Origin of the sequence: Alishewanella sp. SMS8, assembly GCF_030737935.1 — a bacterium.
Taxonomy (GTDB): Bacteria; Pseudomonadota; Gammaproteobacteria; order Enterobacterales; family Alteromonadaceae; genus Alishewanella; species Alishewanella maricola.
This window is the reverse complement of the sequence record NZ_JAPJEA010000001.1, coordinates 1,608,966-1,630,242: the sequence shown is the minus strand read 5'-3', so window position 1 is coordinate 1,630,242 and position 21,277 is coordinate 1,608,966. Positions and strand designations below refer to the sequence as shown.

General features: G+C 44.4%; 18 protein-coding genes. 14 read left to right on the top strand and 4 right to left on the bottom strand.

The features are described from left to right. Nucleotides 1-4 precede the first annotated feature (4 nt). From ORJ01_RS07335 to glmU, 13 genes are all read left to right on the top strand, one after another. Complete coding sequence (locus tag ORJ01_RS07335) at nucleotides 5-883, top strand: ParB/RepB/Spo0J family partition protein (RefSeq protein ID WP_229586160.1); 879 nt, start codon at nucleotides 5-7, stop codon at nucleotides 881-883. Nucleotides 884-967: 84 nt separating this feature from the next. Then, complete coding sequence (locus ORJ01_RS07330; protein ID WP_306177469.1) at nucleotides 968-1,393, top strand: ATP synthase subunit I; 426 nt, start codon at nucleotides 968-970, stop codon at nucleotides 1,391-1,393. Between the two features lie 14 nt (nucleotides 1,394-1,407). After that, nucleotides 1,408-2,268 (top strand): F0F1 ATP synthase subunit A, encoded by an 861-nt coding sequence (gene atpB / locus ORJ01_RS07325; RefSeq protein ID WP_226750655.1) that lies wholly within the window; start codon nucleotides 1,408-1,410, stop codon nucleotides 2,266-2,268. Between the two features lie 43 nt (nucleotides 2,269-2,311). Continuing rightward, nucleotides 2,312-2,545: a F0F1 ATP synthase subunit C gene (gene atpE / locus ORJ01_RS07320; RefSeq protein WP_062483651.1), complete on the top strand. Its 234-nt coding sequence runs from the start codon at nucleotides 2,312-2,314 to the stop codon at nucleotides 2,543-2,545. 44 nt (nucleotides 2,546-2,589) lie between these two features. Then, nucleotides 2,590-3,060, top strand: a complete 471-nt coding sequence (gene atpF, locus ORJ01_RS07315; RefSeq protein ID WP_226750654.1) for a F0F1 ATP synthase subunit B — start codon at nucleotides 2,590-2,592, stop codon at nucleotides 3,058-3,060. Between the two features lie 11 nt (nucleotides 3,061-3,071). Further along, nucleotides 3,072-3,605, top strand: a complete 534-nt coding sequence (gene atpH / locus ORJ01_RS07310) for a F0F1 ATP synthase subunit delta (protein ID WP_226750653.1) — start codon at nucleotides 3,072-3,074, stop codon at nucleotides 3,603-3,605. A gap of 13 nt (nucleotides 3,606-3,618) precedes the next feature. Then, complete coding sequence (gene atpA / locus ORJ01_RS07305) at nucleotides 3,619-5,160, top strand: F0F1 ATP synthase subunit alpha (RefSeq protein ID WP_226750652.1); 1,542 nt, start codon at nucleotides 3,619-3,621, stop codon at nucleotides 5,158-5,160. Between the two features lie 52 nt (nucleotides 5,161-5,212). Then, nucleotides 5,213-6,076, top strand: coding sequence for a F0F1 ATP synthase subunit gamma (gene atpG / locus ORJ01_RS07300; RefSeq protein ID WP_226750651.1), 864 nt, complete (start codon nucleotides 5,213-5,215; stop codon nucleotides 6,074-6,076). 32 nt (nucleotides 6,077-6,108) lie between these two features. Beyond that, nucleotides 6,109-7,494: a F0F1 ATP synthase subunit beta gene (gene atpD / locus ORJ01_RS07295; protein ID WP_226750650.1), complete on the top strand. Its 1,386-nt coding sequence runs from the start codon at nucleotides 6,109-6,111 to the stop codon at nucleotides 7,492-7,494. A gap of 22 nt (nucleotides 7,495-7,516) precedes the next feature. Beyond that, entirely contained in the window at nucleotides 7,517-7,933 is a 417-nt protein-coding gene (locus ORJ01_RS07290; RefSeq protein ID WP_226750649.1) for a F0F1 ATP synthase subunit epsilon, read from the top strand. Nucleotides 7,934-8,183: 250 nt separating this feature from the next. Next, nucleotides 8,184-10,082 carry a S9 family peptidase gene (locus ORJ01_RS07285; protein ID WP_306177468.1) on the top strand — a complete coding sequence of 633 codons (1,899 nt, stop codon included), beginning with the start codon at nucleotides 8,184-8,186 and terminating at the stop codon, nucleotides 10,080-10,082. Nucleotides 10,083-10,223: 141 nt separating this feature from the next. Then, complete coding sequence (locus tag ORJ01_RS07280) at nucleotides 10,224-12,167, top strand: S9 family peptidase (RefSeq protein WP_306177467.1); 1,944 nt, start codon at nucleotides 10,224-10,226, stop codon at nucleotides 12,165-12,167. 299 nt (nucleotides 12,168-12,466) lie between these two features. Then, nucleotides 12,467-13,831 (top strand): bifunctional UDP-N-acetylglucosamine diphosphorylase/glucosamine-1-phosphate N-acetyltransferase GlmU, encoded by a 1,365-nt coding sequence (gene glmU, locus ORJ01_RS07275; RefSeq protein WP_306177466.1) that lies wholly within the window; start codon nucleotides 12,467-12,469, stop codon nucleotides 13,829-13,831. Between the two features lie 117 nt (nucleotides 13,832-13,948). On the opposite strand, the gene ORJ01_RS07270 is transcribed toward glmU, so the two are convergent. The 4 genes from ORJ01_RS07270 to ORJ01_RS07255 all read right to left on the bottom strand — a co-directional run bounded on the left by ORJ01_RS07270 (nucleotide 13,949) and on the right by ORJ01_RS07255 (nucleotide 19,854). Further along, nucleotides 13,949-15,316: a M28 family metallopeptidase gene (locus ORJ01_RS07270; protein WP_306177465.1), complete on the bottom strand. Its 1,368-nt coding sequence runs from the start codon at nucleotides 15,314-15,316 to the stop codon at nucleotides 13,949-13,951. A gap of 142 nt (nucleotides 15,317-15,458) precedes the next feature. Continuing rightward, nucleotides 15,459-15,701, bottom strand: a complete 243-nt coding sequence (locus ORJ01_RS07265; RefSeq protein ID WP_226750644.1) for a DUF1289 domain-containing protein — start codon at nucleotides 15,699-15,701, stop codon at nucleotides 15,459-15,461. 73 nt (nucleotides 15,702-15,774) lie between these two features. Continuing rightward, nucleotides 15,775-16,914, bottom strand: a complete 1,140-nt coding sequence (locus tag ORJ01_RS07260) for a dicarboxylate/amino acid:cation symporter (RefSeq protein ID WP_226750643.1) — start codon at nucleotides 16,912-16,914, stop codon at nucleotides 15,775-15,777. An 87-nt stretch (nucleotides 16,915-17,001) separates the two neighbouring features. Continuing rightward, nucleotides 17,002-19,854 (bottom strand): EAL domain-containing protein, encoded by a 2,853-nt coding sequence (locus ORJ01_RS07255; RefSeq protein ID WP_306177464.1) that lies wholly within the window; start codon nucleotides 19,852-19,854, stop codon nucleotides 17,002-17,004. A gap of 589 nt (nucleotides 19,855-20,443) precedes the next feature. On the opposite strand from ORJ01_RS07255, the gene ORJ01_RS07250 reads away from it, so the two are divergent. Further along, nucleotides 20,444-21,010, top strand: coding sequence for a DUF1439 domain-containing protein (locus ORJ01_RS07250; RefSeq protein WP_226750641.1), 567 nt, complete (start codon nucleotides 20,444-20,446; stop codon nucleotides 21,008-21,010). The last annotated feature ends 267 nt before the right edge of the window (nucleotides 21,011-21,277 follow it).

Here is a 21,277-nt window from a genome sequence, read left to right as displayed (position 1 = left end):
TCGCATGTCTTTAAAAAAACGCGGTTTAGGCCGAGGGCTTGATGCATTACTTACAGCAAGTAAACCTACTAACACAGTAGATGTCGCACCGATTAAATCGGAACTGCAAACTATTCCAGTAGAGTTTCTACGCCCTGGTAAATATCAACCGCGTAAAGACATGTCACAAGAAGCTTTAGACGATCTGGCCAGTTCAATCAAGGCGCAAGGGGTTATTCAACCTATCGTTGTTCGTACCTTAGCCGAAAACAGCTATGAAATTATCGCGGGTGAACGCCGTTGGCGAGCAGCGCAATTGGCACAACTTGCCGAAGTGCCTTGTCTAATCAAAAATGTGCCTGACGAAGCTGCCGTGGCTATCGCGCTGATTGAAAATATTCAGCGCGAAGATCTTAATGCTATGGAAGAAGCCATAGCACTGCAACGCTTGTTATCTGAATTTGAATTAACCCATCAACAAGTGGCTGATGCGGTCGGTAAATCACGCACCACTGTCACCAATCTTTTACGCTTAAACCAATTAAACGATGATGTGAAATTGTTGTTAGAGCATGGCGATATTGAAATGGGGCATGCACGGGCTTTATTAGCTTTATCAGATGCGGACCAGTCTGATGCTGCCCGTTTAGTGGCGGCTAAACAAATGACGGTACGTGATACTGAAAATTTGGTGCGGAAAATACTTGAACCAGCACCTGTACCCGAGCCAAAAGTAAAGGATCCCGATGTGATTGCACTTGAACAACGCTTAAGTGATCGCTTTGCTGCGCCTGTGCAAATTCAGTACAACAAAAAAGGCAAAGGCAGTTTAATGATTGCCTATAATAGTTTAGATGAATTAGATGGCATTTTAGGTAAGTTAGGCCAAGAACAATCAGAATAGCTAAAATTTTCTCCAAGATCGCTACATGACTAACGTCTAAGCCGCTTTTAGTTGCAAATCAGGGGCAAATAAGTATACTTTCGCATGTTTTTTGTAACCCCTTCTCGGGCGTTTTCAGAGGGAATTACAGTGGCTGAGCCAAATAGCCAGCAAAGTCGTAAAGCTGCATATTTGTTAGTTTTGTTTCAAGCAGTGTTTGCAACCTTGGTGGCGTTATTCTTTCTGATTGCGGCAGATGCCGCAGCGGCTAAATCGGCTTTTAAAGGCGGTTTAGTGGCAGTAATAGCGAATTTTGTATTCGCTTTTTTTGCGTTTCGTCACAGCGGCGCAGATAAAGCAGAATTGGTGGCGGCTTCAATGATGCGCGGCCAATCAATGAAAGTATTGTTAACAGTAGTGTTGTGTGCAGTGGTTTTTCAACAAGAGCAAACGGTAGCGGGACCTTTTCTTACCGGATTTTTGCTTACCCTGCTCACACAATGGACAGCACCTTTTTTCTTTAAACATTAACATTGGGATGAAACATGGCTGCAGGTGAAGAGTTAACGCTATCCAGTCATATTCAGCACCACCTTACTAACGCCAAAATGTGTACCGTTGACGGTAGTGTCGCATTTAACAAAGCGTGTAGCGAGGCCGGGTTCTGGACATGGCACATTGATACGCTCGCTTGGTCTATTGGCTTAGGCCTCTTATTTATATTATTGTTCCGTAGCGCCGCTAAAAAAGCGACAACCGGCGTACCGGGTAAATTTCAATGCTTTGTGGAAATGGTTATCGAATTCGTTGCTGCCAACGTTAAAGATACCTACCACGGTAAAAGTAAACTTATTGCCCCGCTGGCACTGACCATCTTCGTTTGGATTTTCCTAATGAACTTGATGGACTTAGTACCTGTTGACTTCTTGCCAGCCTTTGCTGGTTGGGTCGGAGCCACCTTCTTTGGTATGGACTCGCATGATGTTTACATGAAGATCGTACCCACAACTGATATCAACATGACCGCCGCTTTAGCATTGGGCGTATTCATATTGATGATCGGTTATTCAATCCGTATTAAAGGTGTTGTTGGCTTTATTAAAGAGTTAACGCTGCATCCTTTCAGCACCAAAAACGTACCGCTGCAAATTGTACTGATCCCATTTAACCTATTACTTGAACTGATTGCCTTAGTAGCCAAGCCATTCTCGCTGGCACTACGTTTATTCGGTAACCTGTATGCGGGCGAAATGATCTTTATCCTGATTGGTGCCATTGGCTTGTTGCAGTTACCACTGCACTTTGTTTGGGCGGTATTCCACATCCTGGTAATTGTATTGCAGGCGTTCGTGTTTATGATGCTGACCATTGTTTACCTGAGCATGGCCAGTTCGGACAATCATTAATTTTTTTAAACTTTAACTTAAACTTGAAATATCGGAGATAAAAATGGAAATTGCAGTAGCTATCAAATTAATCGCAGTTGCGCTGTTAATCGGTTTCGGTGCTATCGGCACTGCGCTAGGTTTCGGTAACATGGGCGGTAAGTTCTTAGAAGCTTGTGCTCGTCAACCAGAACTAGCCCCTTCACTACAGGTTAAAATGTTCATCCTTGCTGGTCTTATCGACGCCGTAGCTATGATCGGTGTAGGTATCGCCATGTACATGTTGTTCGCAATGTAATTTAAGGTTTTTAAACTCGAACAACTAAATAAGGAGGAGCGGACGTGAATTTAAACGCCACTCTTATCGGAGAATTAATCGCTTTTGTCGTCTTTGTACTGTTTTGTATGAAGTTCGTCTGGCCACCGCTGAGTAATGCAATTGAAGCGCGCCAGAAGAAAATCGCAGACGGACTGACGGCTTCTGATCGTGCTGAAAAAGACTTGGCTTTAGCCCAAGACAAAGCAAAAGATCAGTTAAAAGATGCCAAAGCACAAGCGGCTGAAATCATCGAGCAAGCGAAAAAACGTGAAGCGAAAATGCTGGACGAAGCGGTAGCGAAAGCTTCTGCTGAGCGCGACAATATCCTGGCACAAGCCAAGACTGAAATTGAAGCTGAACGCAATCGTTTACGTGAAGATTTACGCAAGCAGGTAGCAGCCTTAGCGGTAGCCGGCGCAGAGAAAATTCTGCAACGCTCTATTGACGAAGCGGCTCACGCTGACATCCTGGAAAAACTGGTACAAGAACTGTAAGAGGGTGAGCTATGTCTGATTTGACGAATATTGCTCGTCCTTACGCAAAAGCGGCCTTTGACTTTGCTGTTGAGCAAAAAGCATTGGACGCATGGTTAGAAATGCTGGTGTTCGCTGCGGAAGTAGCAAAACACGAACAGGTTGCTGCCATATTGCGTACTAACGGCACTGCCGAAACGCAGGCCGACCTGTTTATCCAGGTATGTGGTGAGCAACTCAATGAGCAAGGTCGCAACTTTATTAAAGTTATGGCTGAAAATCACCGCTTGTTGGCGTTGCCTGAAGTATTAGCAACTTTTATTGAGCATAAAGCAGCGTATGAAAAAGAAATTACTGTTGAAGTAACTTCTGCCACCACGCTGAATACTGCACAACAAGACAAGCTAATAGCTGCATTATCGCAACGTTTGGCACGCAAGGTTAAATTGCACTGTAGCGTCAATCCTGACGTAGTCGGCGGAATGCTGATTAAAGCAGGTGACATGGTAATTGATGGCTCGGTCCGCGGTAAGCTGGATCGTTTAGCAACTGCGCTGCAGTCTTAATGGGGAACAGAGAATGCAACTGAATTCCACAGAAATATCTGAACTGATCAAGAGTCGTATTGCTCAGTTCGACGTGGTCAGTGAAGCTCGTAACGAAGGTACTATCGTTCAGGTAACTGACGGTATTATCCGTATCAATGGCCTTGCAGACTGTATGCAAGGTGAGATGATAGAGCTTCCTGGCAGCCGTTATGCAATCGCACTGAACTTAGAACGTAATTCAGTAGGTGCGGTAGTCATGGGTCCGTATGCGGACTTAACGGAAGGCACAAAAGTTAAAAGTACTGGCCGTATCTTAGAAGTACCTGTAGGCCCAGGCTTATTAGGTCGTGTAGTTAACACACTCGGTGCGCCAATTGATGGTAAAGGTCCAATTGAAGCTGCAGGTTTTGAGCCAGTAGAAAAAATTGCACCTGGCGTAATCGAGCGTCAATCAGTTGATCAGCCAATGCAAACCGGTTACAAATCGGTTGATGCGATGATCCCGATCGGTCGTGGTCAGCGTGAATTGCTGATCGGTGACCGTCAGACCGGTAAAACGGCCCTGGCAATCGATGCTATCATCAACCAAAAAGCCACTGGCGTTAAATGCGTTTATGTGGCAATTGGTCAAAAAGCCTCTACTATCGCTAACGTAGTACGTAAATTAGAAGAGCACGGTGCTTTAGCTCACACTATCGTGGTTGTGGCCTCTGCTTCTGAAGCCGCTGCGTTACAATACTTAGCGCCATACTCTGGCTGTACTATGGGTGAATACTTCCGTGACAATGGTGAAGATGCGCTAATCGTATATGATGATTTATCTAAGCAAGCAGTTGCTTACCGTCAAATCTCATTGCTGTTACGTCGTCCACCAGGTCGTGAAGCTTACCCAGGTGACGTATTCTATTTACACTCTCGTCTACTTGAGCGTGCATCGCGTGTTAATGCCGATTATGTTGAAAAATACACTAAAGGTGCAGTGAAAGGTAAAACCGGTTCATTAACCGCCTTACCTATCATTGAAACGCAAGCGGGTGACGTTTCTGCATTCGTACCCACTAACGTAATCTCAATTACCGATGGTCAGATCTTCTTAGAAACTGACTTATTTAACGCGGGTATTCGCCCTGCCGTTAACGCGGGTATTTCAGTATCGCGGGTAGGTGGTGCAGCGCAAACTAAAATCATCAAAAAGCTGGGTGGCGGTATCCGTTTAGCCTTAGCTCAGTATTCAGAATTAGCCGCGTTCGCGCAGTTTGCTTCTGACCTAGATGATGCAACCCGTGCTCAGTTAGAGCATGGTCAAAAGGTGACTGAGCTGATGAAACAGTTACAGTACAGCCCGATGTCAGTTGCTGAGATGGGTGTGTCTATTTTCGCTATCGAAAAAGGCTTTATGAAAGATGTTGATGTTGCCAAAATCCTTGATTTTGAAGCAGGATTAATCGCCTTTATGAAAGCTGAACACGCTGAGCTGATGGCTGAAATCGATAAAACCGGTAACTACAACGACCAAATCGAGTCTACGTTCAAAGCCGCTATTGATAAATTCAAAGCGACGCAGACCTGGTAAGCAATGTGGGTGGCTTAGCCACCCCATTCGTTGAAAAAACGGAGATACAGTCATGGCCGGTGGTAAAGAGATAAAAAGTAAGATTGGGAGTATTAATAATACTCGCAAGATCACCAGTGCTATGGAAAAAGTTGCGGTCAGCAAAATGCGCAAAGCGCAAGACCGCGTGGCTGCAACTCGCCCATACGCTGAAGGTATGCGCAAAGTGATTGGTAATGTGGCGAATGGTTCGCTCGAATATCGTCATCCGTATTTAGCGGATCGTGACGTGAAACGAGTGGGTTACATCGTCATTGCTACTGACCGTGGTCTTTGCGGTGGCCTGAATACCAACGAGTTTAAACGAGTCGCTATCGAACTGAAGAACTGGAAACAGCAAGGTGTTGATGCTCAATTTGCCGTAATCGGTAATAAAGCCGCCGCCTTCTTCAAGCGCTTCGGTGGTAAAGTGGTCGCTGCACAATCGGGTTCAGGTGACGTACCACGTTTGGCTGATGTGATTGGTTCGGTGCAAGTAATGCTGCAAGCATTTAACGAAGGCCGGATCGACCGCTTATTCCTGGTATACAACAAGTTTGTTAATACCATGAAGCAAGAGCCAGTGATCGATCAACTGTTACCTCTGCCAAAAGCAGACATCGCACAAAAAGAGCATAATTGGGACTATCTATACGAGCCAGATCCAAAACCTATTTTGGATATGTTGTTGTCTCGTTATATTGAATCTCAGGTTTATCAAGGTGTTGTTGAAAACGCTGCCAGTGAACATGCAGCGCGGATGGTGGCAATGAAAGCCGCAACCGACAACGCCGGTAACCTGATGGACGACCTGAAACTCGTGTACAACAAAGCACGTCAGGCCGCGATTACCCAAGAGCTCAGCGAGATCGTCGCAGGTGCGGCAGCTGTAGGCTAAGGTTAAGAGTTTTGCAAATTTGAGGAAACATCATGAGTCAAGGTAAGGTCGTCCAAATCATTGGCGCCGTTGTGGATATCGACTTTCCACAAGATGCGGTACCTGGTATCTATGACGCGTTAAACGTGACCGACGGTGATCTAGCTGGTTTAGTGCTGGAAGTTCAGCAGCAGCTGGGTGGCGGTACGGTACGGACTATCGCGCTGGGTACTACAGACGGTTTACGTCGCGGTTCAGCGGTAAGTAATACCGGTAAAGCAATTCAGGTTCCAGTCGGCACAGCGACTCTGGGCCGTATTATGAACGTATTGGGTGAGCCGATCGATGAAGCGGGCCCAATCGGTGAAGAAGAGCGTTGGTCAATTCACCGCGCTGCGCCTTCATATGAAGATCAAGCGGCGTCAAATGCCTTGTTGGAAACCGGTATCAAGGTTATCGACTTGGTTTGTCCGTTTGCAAAAGGTGGTAAAGTGGGTCTGTTCGGTGGTGCCGGTGTAGGTAAAACCGTAAACATGATGGAACTGATCCGTAACATCGCCATCGAGCACAGCGGTTACTCAGTATTCGCCGGTGTAGGTGAGCGTACACGGGAAGGTAACGACTTCTATCACGAAATGAAAGACTCTAACGTACTAGATAAAGTATCGTTGGTATACGGTCAGATGAACGAGCCACCAGGTAACCGTTTACGCGTTGCGTTAACCGGCTTAACCATGGCTGAGAAATTCCGTGATGAAGGCCGTGACGTACTGTTTTTCGTCGATAACATCTATCGTTATACCCTAGCGGGTACTGAAGTATCTGCGTTGTTAGGTCGTATGCCTTCAGCAGTAGGTTACCAGCCAACGCTAGCGGAAGAGATGGGTGTACTACAAGAGCGTATCACGTCGACTAAGACCGGTTCTATCACGTCTATTCAAGCCGTTTACGTACCTGCGGATGACTTAACTGACCCATCACCAGCAACAACGTTCTCGCACTTAGATGCAACGGTAGTATTAAGCCGTAACATCGCTTCACTGGGTATTTACCCAGCCATCGACCCATTGGATTCAACTTCTCGTCAGTTAGATCCATTGGTTATCGGTAAAGAGCACTATGAAGTGGCACGTGGCGTACAAACGGTATTGCAACGTTACAAAGAGCTAAAAGATATTATTGCCATCTTAGGTATGGACGAACTGTCTGATGAAGACCGTACAACTGTATACCGTGCGCGTAAAATCCAACGCTTCTTGTCTCAGCCATTCTTCGTTGCTGAAGTATTCACTGGTTCGCCAGGTAAATACGTTCCGCTGAAAGAAACTATCCGTGGCTTTAAAGGTATCCTGGCCGGTGAATACGACCATATGCCAGAACAGGCGTTTTACATGGTTGGTTCAATCGACGAAGCGATCGAAAAAGCGAAGAAACTTTAAGTTCAGGCTTTAGGAGAGCGAGATGGCGATGACAGTGCAACTGGATGTAGTAAGTGCCGAAGAAAAGATTTTCTCAGGCCTTGTCGAATCCGTGCAGGTCACAGGCAGTGAGGGCGAGTTAGGTGTGTTACCTTTCCACGCCCCGTTACTGACCACCCTGAAACCTGGCATGGTCCGTATCGTAAAGCAGTTTGGCGAAGAACACCTGATTTATGTTGCCGGTGGCGTACTTGAAGTACAACCCGATATGATCACGGTGCTCGCAGACATAGCGGTACGTGGTGAAGACTTAGATGAGCAAGCGGCTTTAGACGCACAGAAACGTGCAGAAGAAGCAATGCAGCATGCCAGCGCTGACTTTAATTACGCCGAAGCAGCCGCGCAATTGGCCGAAGCCATTGCTCAGCTGCGCGTGATACAAAAACTGCGTAAGAAATAAGTTTCCATTGATAAATGATAAAAAACCACCTAAGGGTGGTTTTTTTTTGCCTACAATTTGTGCAAAGACTAAAAATAGCGTGATAAACCAAAATTGGCAGACTAACAGCTCAGATAAATTCGTTTAAAACTTGTTTCAATTCTGAAAGGTATTTATATTAATTTTTTGGCAAAAATAAAAAATAACAGGACATCGTTTTATGCGCTCGTTGTATAGTTTTCTACTATTGATAGCATCATGCCTTATCGTTGTGCAGGCACAAAATCTTACTTTAGAAGACTATGCACGCCCTGCACAGTTTTTGGATATTAAAATATCACCTACCGGAAAATACCTCGCTGCAACTTCACGCAGTGATGAGGGTAATATTTATTTGCAAATTATTGATATAAAAACCAATCAAATTATTAGTGTTCGTCATTTTACGGGGCGAGATTCGATTGGTTCAATTAATTGGGCTAATGCTGAGCGGATCTTAATTACCTTAGTGCGTGATATTGGTGCTTTAGAGTCTCCGGTGGGCACGGGTGAAATTTTTGCCGTAAATGCCGATGGCTCTAATGCGCGTATGTTAACGGGCTACCGTGCGGATAATGAAAAAACGCCCGCTTCCGTCATTAACTATTTACCCGAAGATGAAAATTACGTGTTAATCGTCACATCAACACCCAACCGCAAAGGGTCTTTTAGTTTAATTAAACGTCTGAACATCGAAAATGGCCGTGCTCGGCAAGTGGCGCGCGCGCCGATGCGTTCTTCCGGCATGATGACCGATCGCACAGGTGTTGCACGGATCGCTATTGGTATCGATCAAGAAAACGATAATGAAATGATCATGATGTACCGCAAAAATGAAAAAGCGGATTGGGAGACTTTGCGTCGTTATGGTCAACGTGATGGCTCTTTCACGCCATTGTCATTTATGCCTGACAATTTACATGTGCTTGGCGTTAGCGATACGCAAACCGATACGCAAGCCATTAGTATTCTTAATCCTGAAACCGGCAAAGAGGAAATCATTGCCCATCATCCTAAAGTGGATGTTTCGGCAATCTACAGTATTAAAAACGGCTTTATAAATGAAGTCATCGGTGCTTCGTATGAACATGATATCTACGAAGAAGTTTACTTTGAAGATATTCAAGACAAAACGTTTAGTGGTTATTTACAAGGTTTACGTGCCGCTTTTGCAGACAAAAAAGTTAATTTTACCTCGATTACTAAAGATAACAGCTTGGCTGTGTTAACTGTTCATTCGGCCAATCACCCGCGTGAGTTTTATCTGTTTGACACGCGCAATATGCAATTAAGTTATCTTTTGAACGGTCAGCCTTGGATGAAAGCTGAACAGTTGGCACAAACATCGTCGATATTTTACACCTCGCGTGATGGCTTAGATATTCATGCTGTACTGACCTTACCTAAAGACAAAGCCGCTAAAAATTTACCATTAATCTTATTACCGCATGGTGGCCCGCATGGTATTCGGGATTATTTAGAAATTGATACTGATGCCAAAGTGTTAGCTCAACATGGTTATGCGGTGTTACAGCCAAACTTTCGCGGATCAGGTGGTTTTGGCCGTTCCTTCTTGCAGCAGGGCTATTTAAACTGGGGCACCACTATGATCGATGATATGACCGATGGCGTGAAACATCTGATCGATAAAGGCATGGTTGATGCTAATCGCGTTTGTGTTTACGGTGCGTCTTACGGTGGTTATGCTTCATTAATGAGCGTGGTGCGTGAACCTGATTTATATAAGTGTGCGGTGAGCTTTGTCGGTATGTCAGATTTGAATTTAATGTATGAACATGGTGATACCACAGAATCAAAAGGCGGCTTAAATACGTTAGAAATGTATATCGGCCGTGATAAAACGCGCTTAGATGCACAATCGGCCATCAAAAATCTTGATAAGCTAAAAGCCCCTATCTTTATTATTCATGGCACCGAAGATCAGCGCGTGCCGCTGATCCAAGCCGAAGTACTGCGTGATGAATTGAAAAAACGTAAGCACCCTTATGAGTGGTTAGTGAAAGAAAAAGAAGGCCATGGCTTTTATAAACCAGAGAATAACGTTGAGCGCTGGCAAAAGATGTTAGCCTTTTTTGATAAATATATCGGTGATAAGCAAGCGGCCAATTAACAGATAAATTATTATCTTAAACATGGGCTGATACCTTATATGACAGCCCTTTTTTATTTTGATATTTTACGCGTTGTTGCGAATTTAAATAATAATAAAGCGATTTAGCCTTACGCTTTGATAAAAATTGAGGTAAATAAAATGAGAGCACTACTAATAAGTTGCCTATTTTTTGCGGTCGTTTCTGTGCAGGCAGCAGAGTTAACCTTGGAAGATTTTGCACGCCCTTCCCAGTTTCTTGAAATTGAAATATCGCCATCGGGTAAATACTTAGCGGCGACTAGCCGCAGTGAAGAAGGCAACGTTTACCTCAACGTTATTGATATTAAATCAAACAAAATTATCAGCGTTCGTCACTTTACTGGCCGAGATTCTATCGGCTCTATCGACTGGGCTAATAATGAGCGTTTATTGATCACCTTAGTGCGTGATATCGGTGCTTTAGAGCAACCGGTTGGCACCGGTGAAATCTTTGCGGTAAATGCGGATGGTTCTAATGCCCGAATGCTAACGGGTTATCGTTCTGAAACAGAAAAAGATCCCGCACAAGTGATTAACTATTTACCAGATGATGACAAGTATGTGCTTATTACAACCAGCACACCAAACCGTAAAGGGTCATTTAGTTTAGTTAAGCGGTTAAATATTGAAAATGGTCGTACTAGGCAGGTGGCCAGAGCACCAATGCGCTCTTCAGGCATGATTACTGACAATAACGGTGTAGCACGGATGGCGGTGGGTGAAGACCAAGATAATGACAACGAAATGGTCATGATGTACCGCAAGGATGAAAAATCAGATTGGGTTACTTTACGCCGTTATGGCCAGCGTGATGGTAGTTTTTTACCCATCGCGTTTTTAGCGGATAATAAAAGAGTAGTGGGAATAAGTGATACTCAAACGGATACCAAAGCGTTAAGTGTTATGGATCCAGAAACGGGTAAAGAAGAAATACTAGCTCATCATCCTAAAGTAGATGTTACACCGAGTTTCAGTATCGAAGACGGGTTTTTAAAAGAAGTGATAGGCGCTTCTTATGAATATGACACGCATGAGGATGTGTTTTTTGCTGACGTTAAAGATAAAACCTTCAGTGGTTACTTACAAAGCTTAAAAGCGGCCTTTCCAGGAAAGAAAATTGCTATTAACTCAGCAACTCGAGACAACAGTATTTTGGTCCTTACCACGCGTTCGGCTAACCATCCGCCAGAGTTTTATCTGTTTGACACCAAAAACAATCAGTTAAGCTTTTTGTTAAATGGCCGTCCTTGGATGAAGTCAGAATTATTGGCTGAAACTAAGGCAATTATTTATAAAAGTCGAGACGGTTTAGACATTCATGCCATCTTAACCTTACCTCGTGGCGTTGAAGCGAAAAACTTACCCTTAATTATGAATCCGCATGGAGGCCCGCATGGTCCAAGGGATTTTTTAGAAATTAATCCAGATGCCAAAGTGTTAGCGCAACACGGTTATGCGGTGTTACAGCCAAACTTTCGCGGCTCAGGCGGTTTTGGACGGAGCTTTTTACAAGCCGGTTATCAGAATTGGGGCACAACAATGATTAATGACATGACAGATGGTGTCATGCATTTGGTTGAGCAGGGTATTGTTAATCAAGATCGGGTGTGCGCTTACGGTGGTTCTTATGGTGGCTATGCCGCCTTAATGAGTGCAGTGCGCGAACCGGATTTGTATAAATGTACCGTCGGTTTTGTCGGTGTTTTTGACTTAAACTTAATGTATACCGATGGTGATATTCAAGAACGTAAAAGCGGTATTAATTATTTAGAAATGGCAATTGGCCGTAACCAAGAGCAACTGGATGCGCAATCACCGATTAAACATTTGGATAAATTAAAAGCACCGGTATTTATCATTCATGGTGAAGAGGATAGACGCGTGCCGATTATTCACGCGAACCGCTTACGGGAAGAACTGGATAAACGTAATCATCCTTATGAGTGGTTAGTGAAAGAAAAAGAAGGCCATGGCTTTTATAAACCAGAGAATAACGTTGAGCGCTGGCAAAAGATGTTAGCTTTCTTTGATAAATATATTGGCGATAAACAAGCTGCGAATTAAATCGCTTTTTAATGAGCAACTAAAAGGGTTAGCACCGTTGGTGTTAGCCCTTTTTATTTGTTAATAGCCCGTTTACTAGTCTGTAGACTTGTTAGTCGACATCGCTATAGCTTAGCACTGAGCACAGGCCACAGCTGCGGCCATGGCTATTTATTACGATTTACCCATCGCAAAAGGCGTACTTACCTGTGTCTGCTTATTAAGCAGCGCCAGATGAACAAAATCTAAACCGCAAACGTCCACAAGCCATGGTGTTTTCAGGTAGAATAGCCGCATTAAAACGTTAAGGATAATTGGTTATGGCATTAAATGTAGTGATCTTGGCTGCCGGTAAAGGCACCCGTATGAAATCAGACTTACCTAAGGTATTGCACAAGGTGGCTGAGCGGCCAATGGTACAACACGTTATTGATACTGCGCGTGCGCTTGGTGCAGCTAAACCGCAACTGGTTTATGGCTATGGTGCTGACGCATTAAAAGCGGCCATGGGTGAACAGCCACTGCATTGGGTGTTGCAAGCCGAACAGTTGGGTACTGGCCATGCGGTGGCGCAAGCCATCCCCAATATCGCCGATGACGATACGGTACTTGTGTTATACGGCGATGTGCCGTTAACCCGTATTGAAACCTTGCAGCAATTGTTAGCCGTTAAACCCGCTGACGGTTTGGCTATCTTAACGGTGAACTTAGTTAACCCAACCGGTTATGGCCGTATCGTGCGGGAAAACGGCAAAGTAACAGGCATTGTTGAACAAAAAGATGCCACAGCCGAGCAGCTTAAGATCACTGAAGTCAACAGCGGCATTATGGCGCTGCCAGGCAAACAGCTTAAAGGCTGGTTAGGCCGCTTATCGAATAGCAATGCGCAAGGCGAATATTACCTCACCGACATTATTGCCATGGCGCACAGCGAAGGTGTCGCCATTACGACGGCACATCCGCAAAATCCGATGGAAGTAGAAGGGGCTAATAACCGCGTGCAATTAGCGGCATTAGAGCGGGCCTATCAGCAGCGTAAAGCAGAAGAACTGATGCTAGCTGGCGCTAACCTGCGGGATCCTGCACGTATTGATGTGCGCGGCAGTGTTGAAGTAGGCAATGACGTAATGATTGATATCAACGTTATTTTTGAAGGCAAGGTGGTATTGGGTAAAGGCGTAACCATTGGCGCTAACTGTATTTTAAAAGACTGTGTTATCGGCGATAACACCGAGATAAAAGCTAACTCGATGATTGAAAAAGCCCGCGTAGGCAGTGGTTGCTCGGTTGGCCCTTTCGCTCGTTTACGACCAGACACGGTTATGCTAGATGACAGCCATGTTGGTAACTTTGTTGAAATGAAAAAAACCACCTTAGGCCAAGGCTCTAAGGCGAATCACTTAACATATTTAGGTGATGCGGTCATTGGTGACAAAGTGAATGTTGGCGCCGGAACCATTACCTGTAACTACGATGGTGCCAATAAGTTTGTCACAACTATCGAAGATGGGGCCTTTATTGGTTCAAATAGTGCGCTGGTTGCACCGGTAACCGTAGGTAAAAATGCGACTGTGGGTGCCGGAACCGTATTAACCCGTGATGCCGAAGCGGGTGAGTTAGTCGTCGCTCGTGCTAAACAGCGGCATATTACTGACTGGCAGCGCCCAGTTAAAATTAAAAAATAAACGCGCGTCTTAAGCGCTAATAAAAAGCCGGTCATGAAAAGACCGGCTTTTTTGTTTTAGTTTAGCCTGGGGTACTTACTGTAAAAGCTTACCGTAAATGCTTAGGCTCATTGATGTTTAATTACCAAAGGAACCCGCTGCGCCTGGAAAGACCACAGGGCTTTCAATGCCATCTTGGCTAACACTGGCTACACCAAAAAAGTAGTTATCAATGACTACGTTTTCCAAGGTAAATTCGGTTACCTTGCCCACTTCACGGCTAAATTGCCAAGCTGAAGCGTCGGTATAACGCCAGTAAATCTTATAACCTTTTACCAGTTTGTCTTCTTGCGGCAAGGGAGCGGCCCATGACAAAGTGGTATTGGCACTTACTGCGCCTTTAATCGTTACGTCGGCAGGTGGATTAGGTGCCCAAGATAAACTGGCTAAGCTAACGGCATTCAGGGCCGTTAGTTTTGCGGCATACGCAAAATCAACGCCATCAATGGTGTCGCCATAAACGATGCCATTTTCGGTGCGTAAATCTTGATGCTGGCGATCATAGTGCTCATTGGTTTCCATAATACGTACGGCTGGGTAGCCTAAATCGTTAAAAGGCCGATGATGACCACCACGGGCAAAACGATCTAACCGATAGACTGGCATCACATCTAAGTTAGTCATGTAGTTATCTGCGATCAAATCAATATAACGGGCAAGGTTACGCGTCGGTGAGTCGTTTTCACCGCCAGTAAAGCGGCGACTGCGCGCTTCGGCTTCGGTTTCGTTGGCCCGAGTGCCTTCAGCAAACACGCGCGCCGTGGTGTTGTCGACCACACCGTTAATTCCGGCGGTATTGCCAATCATATCGTTGTTTAATACCGCTTTAATGCGCCAGCCTGCGTCTTTGGCTTGTTGTGCTAAGATTTTGCCGCCAAATAAGCCTTGTTCTTCACCAGCTAAAGCCGCATAAACAATGCTACCGTTAAATTGATATTGGCTTAATACGCGGGCGGCTTCTAACGTGCCGGCAACACCCGAAGCGTTATCGTTCGCACCTGGCGCATCACTGGTAAAATCCATCACATCGGATACCCGAGAATCAATATCACCTGACATAATGACGAAACGATTAGGGTCGGTTTTACCGCGTTGGATGGCAATAACACTGACTACTTCCGTGGCATTGGGGATGCGTGCTTCACCGCTGATCACCCCTGTAGAATAAGATACTTCTAAACAGCCTCCACATTCAGCGGAGATTTTTTCAAATTCAGCTTTGATCCAGCGTCGTGCTGCGCCAATACCACGCGTATCCGATTCGGTTTCAGACAAAGTATGGCGAGTACCAAAACTCACTAGCTTCTCAATATCGCGTTTAATATTGTCGGCAGAAGGGGCTTCGGCAATCGCATGCAACATTTGTTGTTTATTATCATTTTGTTGAGCTTGTGCGGGTAAGGCTGCGAGTAATAAGGCAGCCAGATAAGTACGGGCAGTAAACATAATCGATCCTAGTTTGAGTCAACTCAGGTTTACTATACAGCTTAGCTGAATACTTGGTTGTGATGCTTGCGGTCAGTTGCAGTATATCTGTGATGGTTTTTTTGTTGTTGCACGTATGGCAACACAACACGGTGTTTTACGCTTATTTACGCTGCGCTTTTGCCGCTTGCCATTCAGCTTGGGTGATCGGTGAGGTGGCGATGCTGTTGGCATCTTGTTGCTGATAGTGTTCGCGGCGTAAGGCGACTTTTTGCATAATTAATACTAGGTCGGCTTCACTTTGCCGATTCCAGTCGACAATTTCATTGATATGTCGGTAACAACCAACACACACTTTGTGCTCATCTAATTTGCAGCATGCCACACAGGGCGAAGAAATGGTCATTAACAGCTCTTTTATTAAAAAATTATTGTGTGTTTGATACCGGCACATCGCTTGGCGATATGCCGGTTTACGGTTAGTCGGCTTGATCTACTAACACGGCAATGGCACCGTCGCCGGTGACATTACAGGCGGTACCAAAGCTATCTTGCGCCATATAGAGGGCAATCATCAGGGCAATAGCGCCTTCGCCAAAACCGAGCATTGAACCAAGTAAGCCCACGGCCGACATCACTGCGCCACCAGGAACACCTGGCGCCGCCAACATCACCACACCTAAGGTAAGGATAAACGGCAGCATGGTAAATAAAGATGGGATCTCCAGATTGCTCTTCATCATGATCACTGCCACAGCGCAACTGACGATAGTAATGGTCGAGCCTGATAAATGCACCGTGGCGCATAAGGGTACTGCAAAATTGGCAACGTCTTCTTTCACGCCATTATTTTTGGTGGCCTGCAGTGATACCGGGATCGTGGCTGCACTCGACATAGTACCCAGCGCAGTAAAGTAGGCGGGCAACATGGTTTTGATTAAGCTCAGTGGTGATTTACCCGCTTTTAAACCTGCAACAGTAAATAGTAGTACAATCCATAACCAATGGAGAACCAAGGCTAAAACTAACACAATGCCAAAGGTTTTTAAGGTAACAAACACCGTACCTGCCGCCGCCATTTGCGCGAAAACGCCTGCAATATAAAGCGGTAAAAAGGGAATGATAATTTTGCTCAATAACAGCTGAATAATATCGCGGCCTTGATCAGATAATTGCTTTAACGAAGTGGCTTGCGTACTAGCAATACCTAAACCAAATACAAAGGCGAGTGCAAGAGCGGTCATTACATTAAACACCGGTGGAATATTCATCTCGATATAAGGTGTTAAATTTACGCCATCAATACTGGCTAAATCGGCAGTTGCAGGCGCCAGCATCGGCACAACTAACGCCGCAACGATAAAGGCTAAGGTACCTGCGCAAATCGTCGATAAATAGGCAATACCCAGCGTGCGGCCCAGTAATTTACCTGAATTGCGAGGCAAGGCCGCAATACCACTGGTAATAAAAAATAAGATTAATAATGGGATGGTGAAAAATAGCAGTTGGCCAAATAGGCCTTTAAAGGTTAGCAGTAGTTGCGTTAGCCAGTGCGGTGCAAACAGACCACACAACATGCCCAGCACAATGCCGGCAATCAATTTTAGTATTAGTGCCATAGTATTCTCGTTCTAATTATTAGGTATCCCTTGAAGTAGCGACCTGAGCATAACATAACTTAATATGTGCTCGCGAGCCGACCAAACTTATTCTATCGGCTCTGGCGGTGTAAGTGGCTCGGGTTTACCAAATAAGTAGCCTTGAAACAAATCGCAACCTAAACTCATTAACATTTCATATTGGTCTTGTTGCTCAACACCTTCAGCAACCACATGCAATGACAACGACTTCGCCATGGCGATAATGGTTTTAACAATCGCTAAATCGGTTTCTTGGGTTAAAAACTCATGCACAAAAGATCGGTCAATTTTAAGAACGTTGATCGGTAGATTTTTTAAATAAATCAGCGAGGAATAACCCGTACCAAAATCGTCAAGTGAAAATGTGATGCCCAGCTTGCTTAACGCCAGTAGTTTTATTCGTGTATTTTCCAAATCTTCATTAAGCATGCTTTCGGTTATTTCGAGCTCTAAAAGATGGGGATCAATACCACTGTTTTGCACAATACTGCTGACAATTTCAACAAAGTTTTTCTGCACTAATTGTCGCTCGCTGACATTAACGGCAATGGGCAAAGGAGTACCTTGTTGTTGGAATACTCGTATTTGCTGACAAGCCGTTGTTAACACCCATTCGCCTATTTCATTAATAAGATATGAGTTTTCCGCTAAGGGGATAAAGTCGTTAGGTGTAATCAAACCAAATTCTGGATGAAACCAGCGGATCAGTGCTTCGTAGCTGACGATCTGACCTTGGCTATTAACTTTAGGTTGATAAAACAATTTTAGTTGTTGTTTACTGATTGCTTGTTTTAATGATTGTTCTAATCGTTGTTTTTTTCGTAGTGTTTTGTGCATTCCCGGTTCGAAAAAGTACAGTTGATTACGCCCCATTTCTTTCGAGTGATACATCGCAAGATCAGCTGAAGACATTAAATCATCAATATTTTTCTTATTATCGTTAAACAACGCTATCCCAATACTGGCTGAAATTTGATAGTGATGTTGTTTCAATTCAAAAGGGTTGTTGATGATCTCTAATAACTTGTGGCCCAACTGATGGGCATCCTCCGTGGCTATTGTTAGTTCACTGCTGTTGAATTGCGCTAACAAAATGAACTCATCGCCGCCTGGTCTTGCTAAAGTATCTTGCTCGCGAATCGCATGCTGTAAACGCTCACTGAGTTGCCGCAATAGTTCATCACCATATGAATGGCCAAGGCTATCATTCAGTTGTTTAAAGTGGTCGAGATCAATAAAAAACAAGGCAGCGTAATGCCCGCTGCGATCACTATGCGTTTGTGCTTGCGCAGTGCGCTCGATTAATAAACGTCGATTGGGTAATTTGGTCAGCGGGTCATAAAACGCCAATTGATGAATATATTGCTGGTCTGCTTTCGCTTTGCTAATGTCATTAAAGCTGGCGATATAATGAGTAACAGTGCCTTGCTGATCGGTTAAAGCATTGATAACGACTTGCTCAGGAAATATCTCACCATTTTTGCGTTTATTGTAGATCTCACCTTGCCATAAACCGTTTTCACTTAGCGCTAGCCACATTTTTTTGTAAAAGGCGGCATCATGTTGCCCAGAGCTTAATATTGACGGTGATTTGCCAACGACCTCATGGGCTTCATAGCCGGTAATAAAAGAAAAAGCTGGGTTAACTTTAATAATATGATTATTGGCATCGGTAATCATAATGCCTTCACGGGTATAAAACGCCAACGCGTTTACCTTAAGTTCGGCTTCCGCTAACATTTGCTGGGTGATATCTCGTACCGCTAAGACAAAGCGAGGCTTATTTGACTTGGCTTGCCGGCGTGCGGCTATCACTTGAAACCAGAATACTTTGCCTTCGATAAGTAAAGGATAACTACAAGGTTCAGAGCGGCCTGACTGGCGCGCTTGAGCAATAGCCTTTTGACCCGCAATATAAGCCTCTTTCGGCATGCATTGCACTAAGGTCTTCCCTAAAAAATGCTCGGGTGGCAGGTACATGGAGACTTTATCGGTATTTTTAACCTGACAAAAGCGTTCTTCATCATCCACTTCAAATAACACATCGGGGATCGCCGCCAAAGTGGCAGAGATATCGGCTTCGCGTTCTATCAGCGTTAAATAAGGTTTGCTTAGCACTTCATGCAGCAGTGCACGGTACAAAAATAAATAAGCGGCGATTTTAAAAACATGGCCAACAGCATTATAGGCGTCATGCATATCAAGATATAAAGTGAAGTAAAAGCCGCTACAGACTAAGCACCACATGGCGGTATATAAAGCTGGCGCATAATAGTGAGTGTTTTGAGCATAGCCAAAGCGCATCCATAAGATGGTCAGAATATTCAAACTAATAAACAGATATTCCGCAGCAATTTTGGTTAAGGTTAGGCCTTGCTGTGGCACATAGACCGTGGGTAATGCGTTGGCGTGATAAAAAATAACCATATGTACTAGCGCAATTATCGCTACGGTTATGACCAGCATACTTACAAAGACGGCTCGTTTAATGGGCCGATTGGCCAGTGGCAGTACTACTAAGAATAATGCTACAGCGGCGGTGAAGCGGGCTGCAAGCCAGAAATAAATGGTTTTTTGTGGGCCGCTAGGGGTGACATAGTCAGGCATGCCAGTAAAAGACAATAAATGCGATAAATCAAAACAGACTACCGCCAAAAAAGCACATGCCAAGATGGCTGTACGAATATTCATGCTAATCAGAATGCGCTCAGCACTGACGGCAAAAATCATAAAGGCAAAACTAACCGAAATAATTTCTAAAATAGAGTGCAGCGGTAGGTAATTTATGTCGCTAATACCAGGGATCAGCCTACTGACAAAAGGTGAACAAATTAAAATAATCAACGCGATTATTGCGGGGATCGCAAAAATATTTGCATGTGAAACGCGATTAAATACCTTTTGCAGTAATGCAGTCATATCCACCTAATTCTTATAGCTTAGCTTCAAGGCTAGCATAAGGTAACAAAATACGTTTGATCTACTTTTGAAAACAGGCAAAAAAACTAAAACATCATGGAGTTTACCGTGGATTACTCGTGCTAAAGCAAAGAAAAAGGCCTTTACAGGTAAGCGTTGCTCACATTCAGCCTATACTAAGTTTAGCTAAGGTATGGTTAATTAGGGCTTGTTGACGTTTTCTGGTTGCTTTTGCAGCTGAGTGGCTGGTATTTATACAAGGCAGAGCTTGTGCCGTGTAGTTATTCTACATAAACAAGCGACCCGTTTGTCTGGAACAAACGGGAACAGCTCTGCTGGCCGAAGGCGAAATATAGGATATATTTCGTAAAACGCAGTAGAAATGCCAGCCACTCGCTGCCCGAAGGGTTCGTCTGGCGATGCTTTGCTCTTTGTCTCTCGTCGTTTATTTAGAATAACTAAATTACACTCCTCGTTTCGCGATCAAAACATCGCCAAACGAACAAAATCTAAACAGCAAACGTCAACAAGCCCTAGAACAAAGCCTATTAGCAAGGCTGCAACTTAACTCAATAAATAGGACAAGATAATGCGAAAAATAGGGTTATTTATTTTAACGATTTTGCTGGTCGGTTGCAGTCAATTGGGCCAAATGCCGGTTTACTCTGTTTCTGAAACACAATTAGAGCAGATGATTAGCCAGCAAATCCCTGAGTTAACGCGACAAGCCAATGTTGCCGGGATCCCTTTAAAGCTGGCGGTCGACAGTATGGCAGTTAAAATTGGCCCGGATAATAGCGATCTGGTGCAAATTAACACGGCTGCTTCGGCAACCTTAAGCCTGTTCGGTTTAACGTATCCTGCCAGTATGCAACTGCAGGTTGAAGGGGCTCCTTATTATGATGCGGAACAAAAAGCGGTATTTGTGCGCTCAGTAAAATTACTCGACTCTTCGATTGAAGCTGCAGGCTACCGCGGTAACCTTACGCCGGTTACCAATGAGTTATTACAGATAGTGAATCAATTTTTGGCGACTAACCCAGTTTATAAATTGGATACCAGCGATCCAACGGTAAAATTATTAACCGCACTACCGATAAATATGACCGTGCAACAAGGGAGAATTGCCTTTTTACCGGCGGGGAAAAGTCGTTAACAGCCATATTTTCTTGGCTAAGACAGAACAAGGTGGCAGATGGTCGTAAAAAAGTGGGGAGCCTAAGCTCCCCCTAAATGCAGGACAACATTAACAACGACCAGAACATCCGTATCAGAGCAAAAGCTCACCTCCATCCGTTGATAGCGCAGACTATAAAACAACCTAAACGCAAATGCAAATAATTATCATTAATACGTTTGGTTTTTTGCTATTGCTTGCAAAAGCAGCAGAAATCGCTAAAATACCTTTCGTTTCGAAACTAAG